This window comes from Enterococcus sp. DIV1368d (genome assembly GCF_050542975.1).
Classification (GTDB): domain Bacteria; phylum Bacillota; class Bacilli; order Lactobacillales; family Enterococcaceae; genus Enterococcus_D; species Enterococcus_D casseliflavus.
This window is the reverse complement of the sequence record NZ_CP172939.1, coordinates 1,323,788-1,340,292: the sequence shown is the minus strand read 5'-3', so window position 1 is coordinate 1,340,292 and position 16,505 is coordinate 1,323,788. Positions and strand designations below refer to the sequence as shown.

Here is a 16,505-nt window from a genome sequence, read left to right as displayed (position 1 = left end):
ATGTAGTTCTCCGGTGATCCCTGGATCACCGATAAATCAATCAGCGCCTCACTCTTCTGCAGCGACCACCTTCAAGACTTCTTCGATGGTGGAAAAGCCTTGTTGCACTTTGTCTAACCCATCATCCAACAAAAAGCGCATCTTTCGTTCCTGAACATAATCCATCAGCTGGTCGTTGGTCGCTTTGTTCGTGATCATACGGCGCAGCTTGGCATCGATCGTCAACAGCTCTTGGACGGCCATTCGCCCTTTGAATCCTGTATTGCCACACTTTGGACAGCCCACAGGCTGTGCCAGTTCCGTAACCGTGATGCCATAGGATTCAAATAACTGCTTGTCCTTGTCGCTGGCTGGTCCTACTGTCTTACAAGAAGAACAAAGGGTTCGGACGAGCCGTTGAGCTAAGATGCCTTCTAACGCATTGGCGACCAGAAACGGTTCTACGCCCATATCGACTAAGCGATTGATGGTACTGACGGAATCGTTGGTATGAAGGGTGGATAATACCAAGTGCCCAGTCATGGAAGCTCGAATCGCAATCTCCGCCGTTTCGCCATCCCGAATCTCTCCCACCATCACGACATTGGGGTCTTGCCGCAAGATCGACCGTAACCCAGCGGAAAAGGTCAAACCGACGTTGCTGTTAACTGCCACTTGGTTGATACCTTGCAGCTGAAACTCTACTGGGTCTTCGACGGTGATAATATTGATCTCGGGCGTGTTCAACTCTTGCAGCGCCGCATACAGGGAAGATGATTTCCCTGATCCTGTCGGCCCAGTGACAAGAATGATCCCGTGGGGTTTATGCAAAATCGCTTTAAAGGTTGCCAATACCTTCGGTTCAAAGCGAAACTCATCTAGGCGTCGAATGCCACTGGAGCGATCCAGCACCCGAATCACGACTTTCTCCCCATGAATGACAGGTAAAACCGAGACCCGCAAATCAACCACGTTGCCCCCGTTACGAATCATTGCCCGACCATCTTGTGGCACACGTGTTTCGGTGATATCCAAGGAGGAAATGATTTTCAGTCGTGAAGTAACACCCGTCTGAATACTCTTAGGCAAGTTTTCATGGGTGCGAAGCTCCCCATCGACCCGTAAGCGGACGACTAATCCTTTTTCTTGGGGATCGAAATGGATATCACTGGCGCCACGATCCACTGCATCTTGCAGCAGGGTATTGACCAATTTGACGATCGGCGAATCATCTAATTTTGAGTCGCCTTCTGGATCGATGGTTTCAACGAGAGAGTCGCTCAAGCCATCCAAACTGATCTCAGAAGGGTAATCGCGAACGATCAGTTGTTGGATATCGGCATTGTGGGCTTTTTGCGGACGAATCAATAACCCAGTGATCAAACGCATTTCATTGATCGCCGCATAATCTCCAGGGTTTGCCATCGCAACGGTCAAACGATTGCCTTTTTTCTCTAACGGAAAGACGCTGTGCTGTTTGGCAAACGAGCGGGGGATCAGGGACAAAACCTCTGAGCTAATCTCTAAGTCAAACAGGTTGCCTGTTTGTGTTTTCTCAGCGGTGGTTGAACTTGGACTACTCTCTGACTTTTTGAGAGGCCTTCTAGGTTTTCTACGTGGCGTTCTTTCACTTGATTGCGGCAACTGGCGCCCTCCTTTCAATAATCGAGTTTGTTGATATAGTCAAACATTCGTGTAACGGTTAAATATGCTTCATCATCAGACCACATGTTTCGATCCAAAAAACTTCTGAGGATCGTTACCTCCCCCGGTTGCGCCTGACTTTCAAAGTCGCGGACGCGATAATTGACGCCTAATTGTTGCAGTTGATTTTCCAGTTCTACCTGGTCATCCATATAGTAAGGTACGAGAACGACCGTTCCTTCAAGACGACGGTTATGAGCCCCTGTTGCTAAAAAAGTCGGGTCAAATAATGCCAAATCTGGCAGTATTTCCATGACAAAGGTCGACTCTCTATCCACAGCTAAATGAAAGGGTTCAACGCCTGTATGACCCAAGATCAGCTGGGCACCATTTTTTAAGGAGATTTGATTCCAATACGCTGGATCTTCATAGTAAGAATCAAAAACCGCTGAGCTGCCTGCTTCTGCTAATGCCAGTCTTCGAGCAGTCTTCGGCGCATCAATAAATGAAAGCCCGTGAACCTCCATCATGGTATTGCTGCCATCCAATGTTATTCTTGACGGGTCATGTGGCACTGTGAATTGATTTTGATTCTGAAAATACGAGAAATCATCGATTGTTCCACCACTCGGCATCATCGTATTCGTCAGCATAAAATCACCATAAACAGTAATTCTTCGTTCCGTATCTTCGGTACTATGCACGATCGAGCCTTCCGTGACTGGCCCTGCATAAAAATTGCTGCTCGTCAGAACCATCGATGGCTTCATAAACGTCAAACTACCATCTGCTGCAGGGTTTTGTTTCGTGGCTTCTCGATGATAGAAATTAAAATAATTGCTATTTAATTCGCCTAATCCAGAGCCCGCATCTGGTGAATTTGCAGAAACATTCAGATGCCCTTCAGCAAAGAGAACTCCTTCTTGCTCAACTCTCGAAGCCGAACTATTGGTATTATTGATCCATAGGTTTCCAGCAAAAATATCCGTATATGCTTGTGATAAGACCAAGCGGCTGCCAGATCGACTGCCCAAATCGATATACATTCCTAACCCCGCTTGCAAGAAGACGTCTTTGATCAAGTTCAACCCGTTGCTAGGCTGTCCGCCATCATTCTGGATCGCAAGCAGACTTTTTGCCGAAAACTGCCCGCTTCCCTGTCCTTCCATCTGGACCCCATGATTAAAGAAAAAGGAACCATCGAAATGCAGCCGATTAAGAATCTGCTTTGTACGAAAATCTAAAAATCTGCCGTCTTGAAAATCTTGCAGGACATTGTTGGCAAACCCAAATTGCAGGAAGTCATCCGATTCAAAGGCGAGATAATCAAATGATGGGCGTACGCGCTGGAAATCGGCGACTTCGAATAATTTTCGAACCCAAGTATCGGCGGATACCGCTTGTCCTACTGTAGAGGGTAAGTAATAGGGATAAAAAATGTTTCGCCAAATATCCAGCTGTGTTTGTCTTTGTTCGAGGTCTTCTTCTTCAAGCTGCATTTCATAGATATATTCGGCAGAAGCTGTATGTACTCGCGGCTGCCCTTCAGCCAATTGCGTCTGATCCGTGACTTGCGATTGAATTTGAATAATGATTTGAAGATTGGTTTTATCTGGCAGCATCGAGGCTGCTTGGATCCATCCTTGCTCCCCACCAGATTTCGTCATTACATAAGGGGCGATCTCATTATATTCATAGTCAACGATAGAGGAGGTAAAAGAAAATTTATTATCGATGGTCTCATTCACATCGACTTCATCCAGCACAAATCTCAATTCGTTATCTAGATTGTCTATCCATTCATTATTATTAGAATAGAAGCCGCCAGATTGCATGGTTCGAGTGATTAAATCATCTATTCTCAGTTTTAGGTCCTGAGAAGCGAGTTGAAAGGAATACTCGTGTACATCTTCCACGCGACGGAAGCTATCTACCGTTCGAATTTGTGAATTGACATTTCGAGCAACTAGGAAAACCAAGCCAATCATCAAAGAGGAAAGAATGATCGCCGCGAGGGCATAAATCAGCGCAAAACCCGCTTCATTTTGTCTACCATCGTCCATTCCCCGGTACCCCCCCTCTTGCTTTCTCATTGTCCCGATAATTGATCGTAAATTCTCGTCTATAGATAATCTGCTCGTGGTAATCAGTGACCAGATCCTCCATCTGCCACCAGCCAGTCAAATCATCATAATAATCCGCAAAATTGATCGTTTCCGTGTAAAATAAAACGAAAAATTTGGTCTGGATACTGAACGTATCGCGATAATTTGGCGTATAGTGATGGGTCAGCGTCGCTTCATTCTCATTTTTTTGTTGAATGATCTTTAACTTAATGGTAGGGTCTTTCGTATCATAGACTCTGGCACGGATATTGTTGGTATCTGTGATATCCGTCACAACCATTCGCGGACTGCCCTCTTCCGTAATTGCTGCCCCTAAGGTTCCTTCGGGCATGGTTTTGACAATATGTTCCTCATGGAAAAGAAGACTATCATATTTTCCTAAATACCCCGCATGCTCATAGATGCCGTCAGTTTTGGCGATTTGGTCTGCTTGCGCCATGATTTCATTCGCGATCCCTTGAAAGGCAGCAATTCGACCTTGACGGACAGAGGCTTGGACGATCAGAAAGAGTGTCCCAGAAAAGAGAGCAATGATAATGCCGAATATCACGATCGCCCCTAACAATTCGACAAGCGTGACTCCTTGCTCATCTTGTAACCGATGCTTCATCTGCGCCCCTCCTTTGCAACTTCCGCAAGAACAGCCAGCCCTTTCAATAGTCAACTACCCAATGCAGATACGTTTCTGTCAAAAATGCGCCCGTTTGTTTATCGAAGACCTGAATAATAAGTCCGATGCCCAGCTGCCGACGATCATAACTGTCTTCTCGCAGTCCATGCCTGGGGTCTTCACGAATGGAGACCTTGACTAAATAGTTGGTGGTTTCTTCATTCTCCGACAAGTACGTTCCCATATAGAGGCGATTTTCTTCCGAATTTGCCAAGGGCTGCGGCAAATGAGCGCCAGAATGATCGTATACCACTTTGCGAATAAATCGTCCCCGATTGAGATCATCTACAGCAATCGGGATTTCTTCATACATCGGTTGCCCTTGCGCATTGTATTGAATCCCTGAATTATCGAGGACCAAATGGTGTCTGCGAATTTCTGAGGGGTCATCTGGATCGCCCATCATCCAAGATGGTCGAGCAGTAAAGATCCCGATATTCAAATCCGCCAAATCTTGGGTCTGCGCTCGGTAGATTAGCCATTCCTTGACGTCATCTCGTGCTGCGATGGCCTCTTCCATTCGGGTATTGTAGCTAAGGATCAGGTTGTTTTGGATGATCAGCATGGCGATCATGACCATCGCGATCCCGAGAATGACGATCGCTCCAAGGATCTCAACAAGGCTGAACCCTGATTCATCAAGTACTCTATGTGCTTGTCTGCCGTTTTTCAGTTTCATCACCTGCTTTTTGCCTAGCCCCCGATCAAGGAGAATCCTTTTCTTCTAGCTGGTTGATACTTGTATCTGGGTCAAGAAAAGATAATTTGCTAAGGGTGAACCCCCAGTGAATCAGTTTATTGAAATCAGGGTAGTCAGCTAATGGAATACTTTTTTTGGCTTTGCGTGTGATGCGAATTCGTTCCCTGATATAATGATACCTTTCTTCTTCAACCAGTCGCTGAATCTCGGCGATCCCTTTTTCAACATCAGGATCTTCGACATTCGCTTGCATGTATTGTTGGTAGAAATAATCCAAATACTTCCCGTATTGAAGAAAATAACGGTATTCAATTTCTTCAATGACCATTTTCACGTGAATCTCTCCTTGACTTATTTTCTAGCAACTTATTGAAGTGAGTGCAAATGCCGATAGATGATCGCAGTGGCACTCTCTGGCCGATCATTGTCTAACTGAAAGACCTCCCTTAATGATTGTCGATCAGAAGCCTGAATGACTTCGACTTTCGGTAAAAGTTCGTAGGCAAGATGGCTATCGTCTGCGACACTTGTATCGATCATCACTTGTTCGATCAGTGAACGGGTGACGCCATAACCGTCTTCACTTTGATAGGATCGGTCCAAAGGGAAACTATAATAAAACCAGCCATCATCGGGATTATAGATCCAAGTATTTCGATCGATCTGACGGTAATCGCTCAAAGAGCCGAATTCGATCATGATGGCTTCTGAGTCGATCTGGGCGGGACTTTCAGAGACAAAGCTGCTTAGCGTTTTCACCGTTTGGGTCGGATACAAACCAGCAGCATCGGGAAACGCACTGATCATCTCTGGCAATTGAAAGGCACTGCCTAACCCAGATTCTGTCGTCGTGTAATCAAATGACGACTGGTCAATCGTTCCCTGTTCTCCGAGATACGTGAATCCCGTAGGTTCCTCACCGGTGGAAAAGGGGCTGGCTAGCTGTGACTCCGCCCAGTTTCGAACAAAATAACGATACCCTTCAAGATAATAACTATAGGTCAAGTTGGCTGCTTCAAAGGTCCACTCAGCAACCGGATCAGCAGGATTGAGCAGCAGCAGTTCCCCACTCATTTTCTGCATGACCGGTTGTTGGTTTCGTCGAAAGGAATAGCTGAAGTGAGCTTCGACAAGGACCGGTTCTTGCCAGAGATCTGGTGGACCATCGATCAAGTCTGATGACGGTGGCTCCTCCATTTCTTCATTGCCTTCGGTGCGATCGTAGAAGTTCTCAGGATTTTCCTGTTCTTCAGCGTCTAATTCCCCCAATAACTCCTGCATCTCTTCACTATCGAAGGCATCCAAGGGAGGCGTGGGTGCCAACTCTTCGATCGTCTCATCGCTGATCCAAACCATCACTTGACCATCAAGAGCATTTCCAATGAGTTCTGGGATCTGCTGGGTCACGTTCTGATACCCTCTTGCTAAAATTTCGTTTTCATCAAAGCGAGACAGTACTGGTAATAAGTCTGGCGCATCACTCGCATCTGCCGCCTGCTCAAAATCTGCTTCCTCACTGTCTGGCGCGATATAGCGCAGCACTTCTTCAAAGCTTGCTCGGACAAAGACTGGCACTTCACTAGCGTTCATTACCCGAACGGATCGTTGGATCGTCGTCCCTGTAAGGGTCATTCGTTCCTGCCATTCTTCCAAAATCTCGATTTTTTCGAACACTTCATTTTCATCCGCTAAACGACGAATATGAATAGACTGATTATTCTGCCAAATCAAGATGCTAAGCAACAAAAGAAAGAAAAGCAGACCCGCGATACTATTTCTTAACACTATTTTTTTTTGCAACCTTGTTTCCTCTTTTCTCAAGTAATGACGGCTCTCAAGTAAAGAGATAAATGCCTAATAGAATGAATAAGGCGATCAATGATACACAGAAGATGATAGATAATATCAAGTTTTGATCAATAAAACGAAACACATCTGCTACATGGTTGATACTCATTGAGACTTCCCCAACGAAACGGTCTGCTTCGATGGCTTCTTCCCCAAATGCCTGTCCATCACCAATGACGGATAAATGATAGCCTTGCTCTTCGTCAGCCTCGATCGATAGTACTCGGCGGGCAATATAGCCTGTTCCTGAGCTATTTGTAAAGACTCCGATCCCGTTTGGCTGTACTTGAGTGAAAGCTTGTTCTCTTAAAATGATCAAATCTTGTGTGCGTAATGCGGAGCTGTCAAGATTCGCCATCCCATTATCTGATAAACGCACCACCCGATGATTGAAAACCGTCATCTCATTTTGATCAGTCACATATAAGCCGATAAACGTAAATAGGACAGTCATGCTACAAACCAAGAAAATCAGATAAATGATTTTCAGTACGAGATCACCAGATTTCTTTTTAGCTGTTGGTTTCTTCGTCGCAGCTTTGCCTTTTTGCGGGGTTGGTCGTTTCTGGGAAACCTCCGCTGGTTTTTTGCCTTGCTTATGGCTCCCTTTTGATTTGGCATTCGGATTACTTGATTTCTTGGTTTTCCCCTGCTCGTTGCGCTGGCTTGGACGTGCTTGCTGCGGTGAACGCTTTTTCTTTTTGCGTGGTGTTTCAGTGGTCGTACTGGCAGCAGCTCTTTCTTTTTGCTTACTAGGATGCTGCTTTTCGGTTGGTAATTTTGGGCGATTCGCTGTGCCAGCCGCTTTTTTTCGTTTCTTTTTCGCAGGCGCCTGTCCTGTCGGTTCTTTTTGGGTCGGCTTTTTTGGTCGTTTCTTGCCACTAGAAGTGCTGGCTTTTTTTCCTTCCGCCTGAAACTTTTCGATTCTGGGTTTTCTTGGTGTCTCCTCTGATTGTTCTCGTTTTTTTTCCCGATTGGCAGGCTGTGACGGGCGTTTTTTCCTTCTAGGTACTTGCGACTGATTACTCATCGGCATCTACCTCGCTGCCCGCTCGTTCCATCCCTCTTAATTGGTTTGCATAAGTATTGGCATTGGCATTTTCCTGCAAGCGATCCTTGACGGTACGAATGGACGCTGGCAAATTCCCTGAGCCTCGACGATTTGCCGAGCTTCTTTGCAAGTCTTCAAACAACGAACGGGTCGTCTCCGCTTCTTCCTTGCGGGCTGCTTCAATTGCTTGTGCACGTGTGCGTTCAATCTCTTCCAAGACCTCTTCGGTCGGCTCGTTGTCATAGATGGTTAGATCATAGGCCTCGATCAACGCATTCAGCTTTTGGTCATAATGGATGTCCGTGGCATAGCGCCCGGTCAACCACGCAGTTGCTTCCCGATAGGTCGGGGCATTTTCTTTCCAAACGGGGGCATAAAAGCGCGGGTTGCCTGTGATGCCTCCTCTTAGTAAGCGAGCGTAATCTTCGATGGATTCACGGTAACTTGGGTATTTACGGAAATTGGAAGAGATCGTATACCACGCACCACTTCCATCATCTTCTTGCGTATTGAAGGTCACTTTTTGCCCACGAAAGCTGCCCTTGATGCCAAAGAGATTGTGGTTTGGCGGACTGGATAAGGCACTATTTCCTGAGCCAGTCTCCAAGATGGCTTGTGCGATCATCACTGAAGCATAAAGATCATTGTTATAGGCAACATCCTGCGCGTCAGAACCAATCTCATTGATGAATTGTTGTGTCGTTAGATTACGAGAAACCGAAAACTGAAAGTTGCTTTCCCGCTCTTCTTCATCAATCGGCGATTCTGGTTCTTCAGTGATTGGATCGGGATCTTTTTCTTTGTCCTGATTGGTTTGATTCCCATTTGATTGGTTGTTTCCGCTATTGTTGCTGCTGTTGGTATTGTTGGTTTCTTCCTCATTTGTTTCTGGTCTAGCAGGCTGATTCGGCTGTTGATCGCCTTCTGAAGGCTCTGGCGTCGACGGAACGTCTTCGGCCTCTTGATCTTCTGTTTCATCCGTGCCGCTCTCTGTTTCTTCCTCGTCTGTCTGCCCATCATCTGTTGGTCGTTCAACATCATTTACGACTTGGACTTCCGTTCCTTTTTCGGCCTGCTCCGCTTCTTCTGGGAGGCCTTCATTTGTTTGTTCTGGAGGAGTATCAAGTGGCTCCGTTATCCTGTCAGCTCCTTCGTAAGAGACCGGTCGGAGGGCATCCATTATCGATTGTCCACGACTTTCTCGTTGTGCATCGATGGTTTCCATATAAGTAGATGGTTCTACACCTAAGATCGATCGAACCATGGCTTCAGAAATCGTTTGATTATTGATGATTCCGATAAATGCTCCGATCGCTAACAGACTTTTTACGTTTCTTCTGGGCTTTTTCATCTTCTTGATCCTCCTCCTTGGGGCTGTTCTTGCTGGTGCCTTTTTTTGGTCGTTCATGGTCTTTGCTTTCATTTTTCTCGAGCTGCACAAGTAGCAATTGATAATGAAACGCATTGTTCCGCAAATACATCGTAAAACCTAGCAAAAGAGCGAGTAAAAACAAGTGACTGATAGTGACATATTCTCGAAAGGCAGAGAGATAAAAATAGGCGGTCAGCTGCAAAAATACCGCTAATGGGATCAAAGAAGCAATAAAGTAGATGCGGTATAAGAATAAGAATCGTTGTTTTTGCTTTTGGGTTCTCATAGACTGCTCCTAACGTCTGTATTGCCTTCGATCAATGCTTTTTTTTCTAATAGATAGCTTTCGCTTTGGAGAAGATCAAAGTACGCGGCTTTTCGTAAAAGATTGTCATAGTCCATCTTCATAATACGTGCGTAGGGTTTTCTAAACCATGGTCGCTCATACAATTTGACCCGTGACTCAATCACGCTGCACTCATAAAAAACCAAGCTGATATCTTTAGCAGAAAGGTTGTTGTCGACCACTTGCTGCACTTGTCCTCTCTCATAGGTCAACTCTTTTTCGTTCAACGTCATTTTTTCGATCTTTTGTACGAGATTGTCATTGATGCGCCAAACCTGTTCCAGGTATTTGGCTTTTTGAAAAAGATAGGTATATTCTCGTAAGCTAATCTTCAATTGCGTATGCCAGTTCTCGTCTTCTTCATCGGTCAAGCTGTTTAAATAGTGGATACTATTTTTGATCAAAGAGGCTTCTAAGTTTTCGATGTAGATCTCAAGCTTTTGATTGGCCAAGCGCAAGCGCTCTTTGCTTGCTCGTTCTCGTTTCGCCTCTTCTTCCAACGCTAATTCATTGGCGTTGACTTTGGGCAATTGCTTGGCTTTTTTTGACTGTTTTTTTTTGCTGCTTTTTTTGCGAACTTTCTTTTTGAACTTTGGTGGCTCATCCGCACTGACCTTTTGGAACTCGAGCGTGTCTTCCAGCTCTTTTTTCACTGCATCGGTTTTGCCTTGCCGTTTTTCTTCATGGACTTGCGCTTTCGGGCGACTCACAAACGTGACATTTTGTTCGTCGATCACGCTTTGTACGATTTTTGCCAGTTGCTCTTTAAAGTCGTTCGCATCACTTACACCAGCGGGGGCTTGCTGCTGCAAGCTAGCATCCAACTGAATCGTAAAGGGAAACTCTTCTTCTGTGTATGCGATTGGTACAAACTCCAAAAACAAATTGCTTTTCTCATCGGACACATGATTGATGCCGATTTGCGTCCACACAAACTGAGGAAATTGCTGTTCCAAGGGAATGCGTAATTTTGAGTAATCGATTTTTTTCCGTAAGATCTCCATCTCGATATGATGGGTGAAGGCTTCGATGGAATAAAATTGCTCAAAGTAATGCGTCACTTGTTTGCGAATCGACGATTTGAGCGGCCACTTTTTTTGATAGAGGTTGTCACAGGCAGTGATTACTGATGGAAGTGCCTCTTGTTTGTAAAATAATTCCTCAAGATTTGGACTCAAGGTTGGATAGATGGCAATTTTTAAAATATCATTCGTCACATTCGTCCCAATAACCAACATTCTCATAAGAAATCAAGTCGTAGTTGTTGCCTGTGATTTCTTATACAGCATATATGGTCCTAGTGGGTTTCCCTCCTTTGTCGTGTCGCTCTCGGAAATTATTTAGCAGACCTTTTCGTCTATTCCGACTCATAACCTTCTTTTTAGTCTGGAAGATTCAACACTTTGCTATGCTGGATCAACTGCTCAAACAACCCTTTCGACTCATGATGAAACGCCGTAAGTCGTTCTTGGTATTGCTTGATCTCTTGACGGATTTTCATCACTTCCATCGATGCTTCTGAAATGATTTTGTGAGCTTCATTTTCCGCCACTTGACGTCTTCTGTCGGCTTCCAGTTCTGCTTCAGCAGCGGTTTCCCGTGCTTTTTCTTTTGCTTCGATCAAAATCGTCGCCAGCTCGTCCTTCATTTGTTCGACCTTAGCCAGTTCACGTTCCAAGTCACGCTGTAAAACATTCTTATCTGCCAGTTGTTCGACTCTTGAACGTTCAAGATCCCGATATTTCGCTTCCGCTTCTTGCAAGCGCAAGTTCAACTGTTGATTTTCATTTTCAAGCGAAGTGATCCGCCGCATGCTTTCGACTTCTTTTAATTTGTAGTTTTCGATAATCGCTGCTTTTTCTTCTAAATGAATCGCTTTTTCTTCAAAAGCTTGAACTTGCTTGCTTTTCGCTTCTAATTCTTTTAGCAGTTCATCTTCTCTTTGACGCAATTGTTCGAGTTCTTCTTCTACTTCGATCAATTCGTCTTCTTGACTTGTCAACTGCTCAATTTCCTGCTCATAATTGGTTTTGAGGGCTTCTTGTTGACGTTCTGCTTCTTTTAACTGCTGCTGTAACTCGTTGTAACGCATTTGCAGTTGCTTGTTTTCATAAATGATACTTTCTTGTTGCGTCGCTTGTGAAGCCATCCGATTGATGGATTCTTGTTTGTTTTCCAATTGCTTGGTCAAATGTTCGACGGTTTTGGTCAGTTGTGAAACGGTATTTTCTAATGCCAGTAGCTCTTCTTGGGCATCATCTTCATACTCATCTTCCTCATATTCCTCTTCCTCGTACTCATCACCCTCGTACTCGTCGTCATCATATTCTTCATCGTCGTACTCATCGTCATCATATTCTTCATCATCGTACTCGTCTTCGTCGTACTCTTCTTCATCATATTCCTCGTCGTAGACATGAACGCCTTCGTAAGTTTCTTCATCTTTCTTTTTGCGAAATAATGCCATGTTACCCCTCCTGATTCCTCACTCATCGATGATTTGATTCGTTGAACAATTTAGTGTGTCTACAAATGGGTCTGCTTGAACGTCTACTTTCGTGAAAGTTTGCACTTTGGCTGTTCTATCCGCGGTCGTTCTTTCAAACGAGCTGACGTTTCTGCTGTGACCTTTTGAGCAGTGATGTCCGTTTCCTTCTTGCCGTCATTCGCTCAAAAAAGAAAGCAAAAACCACCACATCCCATCATTTCCACGATCTCCAATTATTTTGGAAGATAGAAATCAAGTAAGTGAATCGGCCTGTTTCTCAATAAAATAGCCATTAAACGAAAAGACGGCTTCCGTTCGCAGAACATCTGTTGTCTATTTGATAGTATCAAAGCAAAAACAGATTGAAAAATCAGATATTTCTTCACTTGATGAAATATTTGTCAGAGCAAGCCGATTATCCACACAATATTGTTAAAAAATGAGCAAAATATCCTCGTATTAAGGAAACGAATGGTCTGCTTTAAACGATCTTTATCTTGAATCAACAATCACGCCTTCTTAACCGCTGATCAATCCCCACAAAAAAAATCAGCGTCCTTATAAGCCAAGGTCGCTGATCGATTCTTTACCTATTATATAGTTTTCTTGCTCAGTCATCTTTCATCCATTGGAAGCGATCCCTTTTTTCTCAGTTTGAAAGCAAGTTCCAGTCCGCTGCTCCGCAACTGTAAGTTTTTTTCTCCCTAATGGGCTGCTTTTCTCTTGCCTTCAAAAAAAGAAAGAACCGTTTCTTGAAAATCAGTTTTCTTTAAACGAACAACTTTTTATGCATGTATAATGTCGCCATCCGATAATCATAATGGATCATCGAAAAGGCTAATAGCTCCCCATTTCTCAGATAGCTGTCGTCTCGTACGATCAGTGCGGGCATGCCTTCTTCTAGATGAAAGAACGCAGCTTGTTCCTGTGTTAGCGGTTTGCTTTGGATGAACTTGTCGATGAAGGCGACTGACAGTTGTTTTTCTTCTGCCAAAGCTTGGAACATTGACCCCTCCATCATCGTTTCGGAGATCTCCCCTACGATTTCAGGTATATAATAGGAGCGTTCAATCAAATAGGGTTTGTCATCTAGCGTGCGAAACCGTTGGACTTCGATAAAGTGTTGATCTTTCGCAAATTGTTTTTGACTTGGAAGAAACAGCGCCTCTGATACTTTGACCAGCCGCTTTGAGGCTTTGACCGTTCGAATGTTTTTCTCGCCCCGTGTCAAGTCTTCATTGAAGCCAAGATCTCCTTGTTCAATGGTCGGTTTTTGGTTGTTTTGAAAGCGAATATACGAGCCGCGGCCTTGCATCTGGTAGATCCAGCCCATCTTGCTCAATTTATTGAGGGCTTGACGTAACGTATAACGAGAAACTGGATAAATCGCCAAAAGCTCTCGTTCACTAGGCATCTTCCCCTGCTCATTTCCAATGTCACCCGCTTCGATCTTTCTGATCAATTCTGCTGCTAAGTCTTCAATACTGAGTTTCGTCATTTGCCTACTCCTTTCCTTCGGATTCTCTACTACTATTATCATCTTTGGCGTAAAAAAAGCCAGCTATTTTTCATAGCCGGCTTATCAAAAAAACGGATTGATTATGCCTTCGTTGCGTTTGCTTGTTCGTCCTTGTATAGTTTGCCATCATACATTTTGATGAATGGGAACCAAATCAAGAAAGCAACGACTGCACAGATGATTGCTAAGACAAAGGCACGCCAGTCACCACCTGAACCAATAAAGCCGGATAAGCCAATTGGGGTTGGCCACGCTACTTGGGCAATCGGTGGGTTAACAAAGCCTAAGTTGATGCCAAAATAAGCAACGGACATTGAAACCATCGGTGCTAAGAAGAATGGGATCGCTGTGTACGGGTTGTATACCACTGGCATCCCGAACAAAATCGGTTCATTGATATTGAAGAAGGATGGCACGATCGCTGCTTTTCCTAAAGCACTTAACTGCGCTGATTTTGCAAAGAAGGCGATGAAAATCACCATTCCTAACGTCGCTCCTGAACCACCGATCGTAACGAAACTATTGTTAAACTCACCCGCAAAGGCAATGTTGGCACCATTTTGGTTTTCCACCATATTTGACAACACGATGGGCGTCAAGAATGAGGTCACGATTGTTGCTCCATGAATACCGACGATCCATAGTGCATGCATGAAGAAGTAGATAACAAGCAGTCCGATCCAAGTACTGGTCAATTGCGTCACGAAACTAAAAGGAATCGCAATGACTTTGAAAATATCTGTGCCCATTGCGACTAATGCACCATTGATGACGATTACAGCTAATGAAGTCAGTGCCGTTGGGATCAATGCTGTAAAAGATGAAGATACTCCTGTTGGCACTGTGTCAGGCATTTTGATGACAATATTGCGTTTCACACAGAATGCGTAGATTTTTACGGCAATAATCGCCATGATGATCGCTGTAAAGATCCCAGTTGTTCCTAAACGAGTCACCCCGCCAGCCATTTCCCAACCATCGATGATTTTTTGGTCATCAGAAATGACATTGACTAATGTTGCCATACCGCCTTCAAAAACTAATTGTGGCAAGCACATAAAGAACGCCATCATTGAAAGCAACGCGCCATTGACTGGGCTAAGAACGATTTTTTCTTCTTGTGCTTGGATTTTGGTGTACTCGTAACCAAACACGACACAGAAGTAAAGTGCTAAAATCCCCATCGTTGCGGTATTACCTAACATGTAAAGATTTTGGATCTTATCGAATGACGCACTCCAAATGCCCTCTAATGCAGGGAAGCTTTGTGGTAAAACGCTGACGATCAAGAACATAGATCCTACAATAGTGAAAGGAATCGACGCCATCCCGGCTGCCATGACCCCACGAACAATCCGTAATTGTGAGATTTTCCCCATTGGACCCATTAAGTAGCGGTCCAAGAAGGCAAACATTTTGTTATTTTCTGAATCCATTGACTGTTCCTCCTTGAGTTTCAAATGTAGTCAAAAACGTGAAATATTTGTCGCGGTCATGCTCGATCAACCACGCTTTACGCTGGATGAACAAACACGCCATCATGCCGACAGAAAACAAGGCAAGTAAGATCCCTCTACCCGATTGATTCATAAAAGGAATCAACGTTGCTTGCTGTCCGATCAAAATAAATAGAATTGCAATCAGATTGACGCCAAATTGCAGCCAATATCCGATTTTTGTCACCAGTAAACGATTCGATTGCTGCCAATATTTTTGAGTTTGTTCAATAAGTATAAGTCCATCAACGATCAATAAGGCAATGGGAATCAAACCAGCCCATGTCCATTGAGACAGACTCAATATGGTCCAATAAAGATTAACAAAGAAAAAGATCGCAGTCATATAACGAAAAAGTAAAAAACGATTAAACCGCATACTTTTGTTTGCATATTCTTTCTTGGCTGCTTGGGTTACCGGTTTCCTTTTGGTCACAAGTCCTCCTCCTTTCTTTTGCTTTCGCTCGACAACTTGTTCGAACAAGTTATATTCTAGCAGAATTCTTGTTGAATGCAAACGATTTCTTTTTGAAAATGTTCTCTGAAAATAATCTGCTTTTTCATTTGATGTTTCTGAAAAGTTAAGCTGATCTCAAGGAACCGTCCAGGATAATAATGGAAGGTTCCTAACGTTTGGTTTTTGTCTAAGTAGAGAAAAAGTTATTTTTAGCATTCGTTTTTGCAAAAAATATTTGTTTTTGAAGGCTTTATCCCCCACACAAGGCAACAGGTTTGTCAACTTGCTAACTTTACAGTACACTCTAAGTAACAAAATGTTTGATTTCAAACGCACGTTATTTTTAGCAATCGACATTCCCTGTACTCGTTCCTTAAAACGAAAGGAGATCCTCCCAATGGATGTATTAGAAACTTACTTAACCAGCATTGAAGATCCAGTAAAGCAAGAAAAACTGCGTGCCTTATTTGCCGCTATTACCAAGAAATTTCCTGACCTCGTTCCAGTCATCAAGTGGAATCAGCCGATGTTCACCGCCCATGAGACCTTTATTATCGGTTTCAGCGTTTCAAAACCGCATTTTTCTGTCTCCCCTGAAACCAAGTGTCTTGAACAGTTTGCCGATGCCATCGAAAAAGCTGGCTACAGCCATACGGATAACATTTTTCGCATCAAGTGGACTGAGCCGATCGATCAAGGATTGATTGAGGACATGATCGCCTTCAACCTGAAAGACAAAGCGGAGATGACCCGCTTTTGGCGCTGAGCCAATCGAGACTTTGTAAAAGAAGAGCAACCAAAAAACCGCA

Annotated in this window: 15 protein-coding genes; 1 reads left to right on the top strand and 14 read right to left on the bottom strand. The window is 44.1% G+C overall.

Annotated elements, in window-relative coordinates; translation table 11 throughout:
- Positions 1 to 48: 48 nt before the first annotated feature.
- The 14 genes from IGJ44_RS06160 to IGJ44_RS06095 all read right to left on the bottom strand — a co-directional run bounded on the left by IGJ44_RS06160 (position 49) and on the right by IGJ44_RS06095 (position 15,675).
- The gene (locus IGJ44_RS06160; protein WP_008378687.1) at positions 49 to 1,623 is read right to left on the bottom strand and encodes a GspE/PulE family protein; all 1,575 of its coding nucleotides are present in this window, start codon (positions 1,621 to 1,623) and stop codon (positions 49 to 51) included.
- Positions 1,624 to 1,637: 14 nt separating this feature from the next.
- On the bottom strand, positions 1,638 to 3,686 hold the full coding sequence (locus IGJ44_RS06155) for a type II secretion system protein (RefSeq protein ID WP_430606406.1): 2,049 nt from the start codon (positions 3,684 to 3,686) through the stop codon (positions 1,638 to 1,640).
- Complete coding sequence (locus IGJ44_RS06150; protein ID WP_430606404.1) at positions 3,673 to 4,359, bottom strand: type II secretion system protein; 687 nt, start codon at positions 4,357 to 4,359, stop codon at positions 3,673 to 3,675. The genes IGJ44_RS06155 and IGJ44_RS06150 overlap by 14 nt, the downstream gene beginning before the upstream one ends.
- 43 nt (positions 4,360 to 4,402) lie before the next feature.
- Positions 4,403 to 5,098, bottom strand: a complete 696-nt coding sequence (locus tag IGJ44_RS06145) for a type IV pilus modification PilV family protein (protein WP_061054319.1) — start codon at positions 5,096 to 5,098, stop codon at positions 4,403 to 4,405.
- A 25-nt stretch (positions 5,099 to 5,123) separates the two neighbouring features.
- Complete coding sequence (locus IGJ44_RS06140; RefSeq protein ID WP_016610400.1) at positions 5,124 to 5,447, bottom strand: hypothetical protein; 324 nt, start codon at positions 5,445 to 5,447, stop codon at positions 5,124 to 5,126.
- Positions 5,448 to 5,485: 38 nt separating this feature from the next.
- Positions 5,486 to 6,940, bottom strand: coding sequence for a hypothetical protein (locus tag IGJ44_RS06135; protein WP_430606401.1), 1,455 nt, complete (start codon positions 6,938 to 6,940; stop codon positions 5,486 to 5,488).
- Between the two features lie 13 nt (positions 6,941 to 6,953).
- A complete protein-coding gene (locus tag IGJ44_RS06130; protein ID WP_430606399.1) occupies positions 6,954 to 7,997 on the bottom strand; it encodes a hypothetical protein in 1,044 nt (347 codons plus the stop codon).
- Positions 7,990 to 9,369 (bottom strand): glucosaminidase domain-containing protein, encoded by a 1,380-nt coding sequence (locus IGJ44_RS06125; protein WP_430606398.1) that lies wholly within the window; start codon positions 9,367 to 9,369, stop codon positions 7,990 to 7,992. Before IGJ44_RS06125 ends, IGJ44_RS06130 begins: the two co-directional genes overlap by 8 nt.
- On the bottom strand, positions 9,302 to 9,676 hold the full coding sequence (locus IGJ44_RS06120; protein ID WP_005235091.1) for a hypothetical protein: 375 nt from the start codon (positions 9,674 to 9,676) through the stop codon (positions 9,302 to 9,304). The genes IGJ44_RS06125 and IGJ44_RS06120 overlap by 68 nt, the downstream gene beginning before the upstream one ends.
- A complete protein-coding gene (locus tag IGJ44_RS06115; RefSeq protein WP_194192986.1) occupies positions 9,673 to 10,980 on the bottom strand; it encodes a hypothetical protein in 1,308 nt (435 codons plus the stop codon). Before IGJ44_RS06115 ends, IGJ44_RS06120 begins: the two co-directional genes overlap by 4 nt.
- 137 nt (positions 10,981 to 11,117) lie before the next feature.
- Positions 11,118 to 12,203, bottom strand: coding sequence for a DivIVA domain-containing protein (locus tag IGJ44_RS06110; RefSeq protein WP_430606396.1), 1,086 nt, complete (start codon positions 12,201 to 12,203; stop codon positions 11,118 to 11,120).
- 790 nt (positions 12,204 to 12,993) lie between these two features.
- Complete coding sequence (locus IGJ44_RS06105) at positions 12,994 to 13,722, bottom strand: GntR family transcriptional regulator (RefSeq protein WP_074536894.1); 729 nt, start codon at positions 13,720 to 13,722, stop codon at positions 12,994 to 12,996.
- A gap of 101 nt (positions 13,723 to 13,823) precedes the next feature.
- Complete coding sequence (gene celB, locus IGJ44_RS06100; RefSeq protein WP_010747912.1) at positions 13,824 to 15,179, bottom strand: PTS cellobiose transporter subunit IIC; 1,356 nt, start codon at positions 15,177 to 15,179, stop codon at positions 13,824 to 13,826.
- Positions 15,163 to 15,675, bottom strand: coding sequence for a hypothetical protein (locus tag IGJ44_RS06095; RefSeq protein WP_430606393.1), 513 nt, complete (start codon positions 15,673 to 15,675; stop codon positions 15,163 to 15,165). Before IGJ44_RS06095 ends, celB begins: the two co-directional genes overlap by 17 nt.
- A gap of 418 nt (positions 15,676 to 16,093) precedes the next feature.
- Here IGJ44_RS06095 and IGJ44_RS06090 point away from each other — a divergent pair, with 418 nt between their 5' ends.
- Positions 16,094 to 16,462 carry an iron chaperone gene (locus IGJ44_RS06090; protein WP_077454582.1) on the top strand — a complete coding sequence of 123 codons (369 nt, stop codon included), beginning with the start codon at positions 16,094 to 16,096 and terminating at the stop codon, positions 16,460 to 16,462.
- Positions 16,463 to 16,505 lie beyond the last annotated feature (43 nt).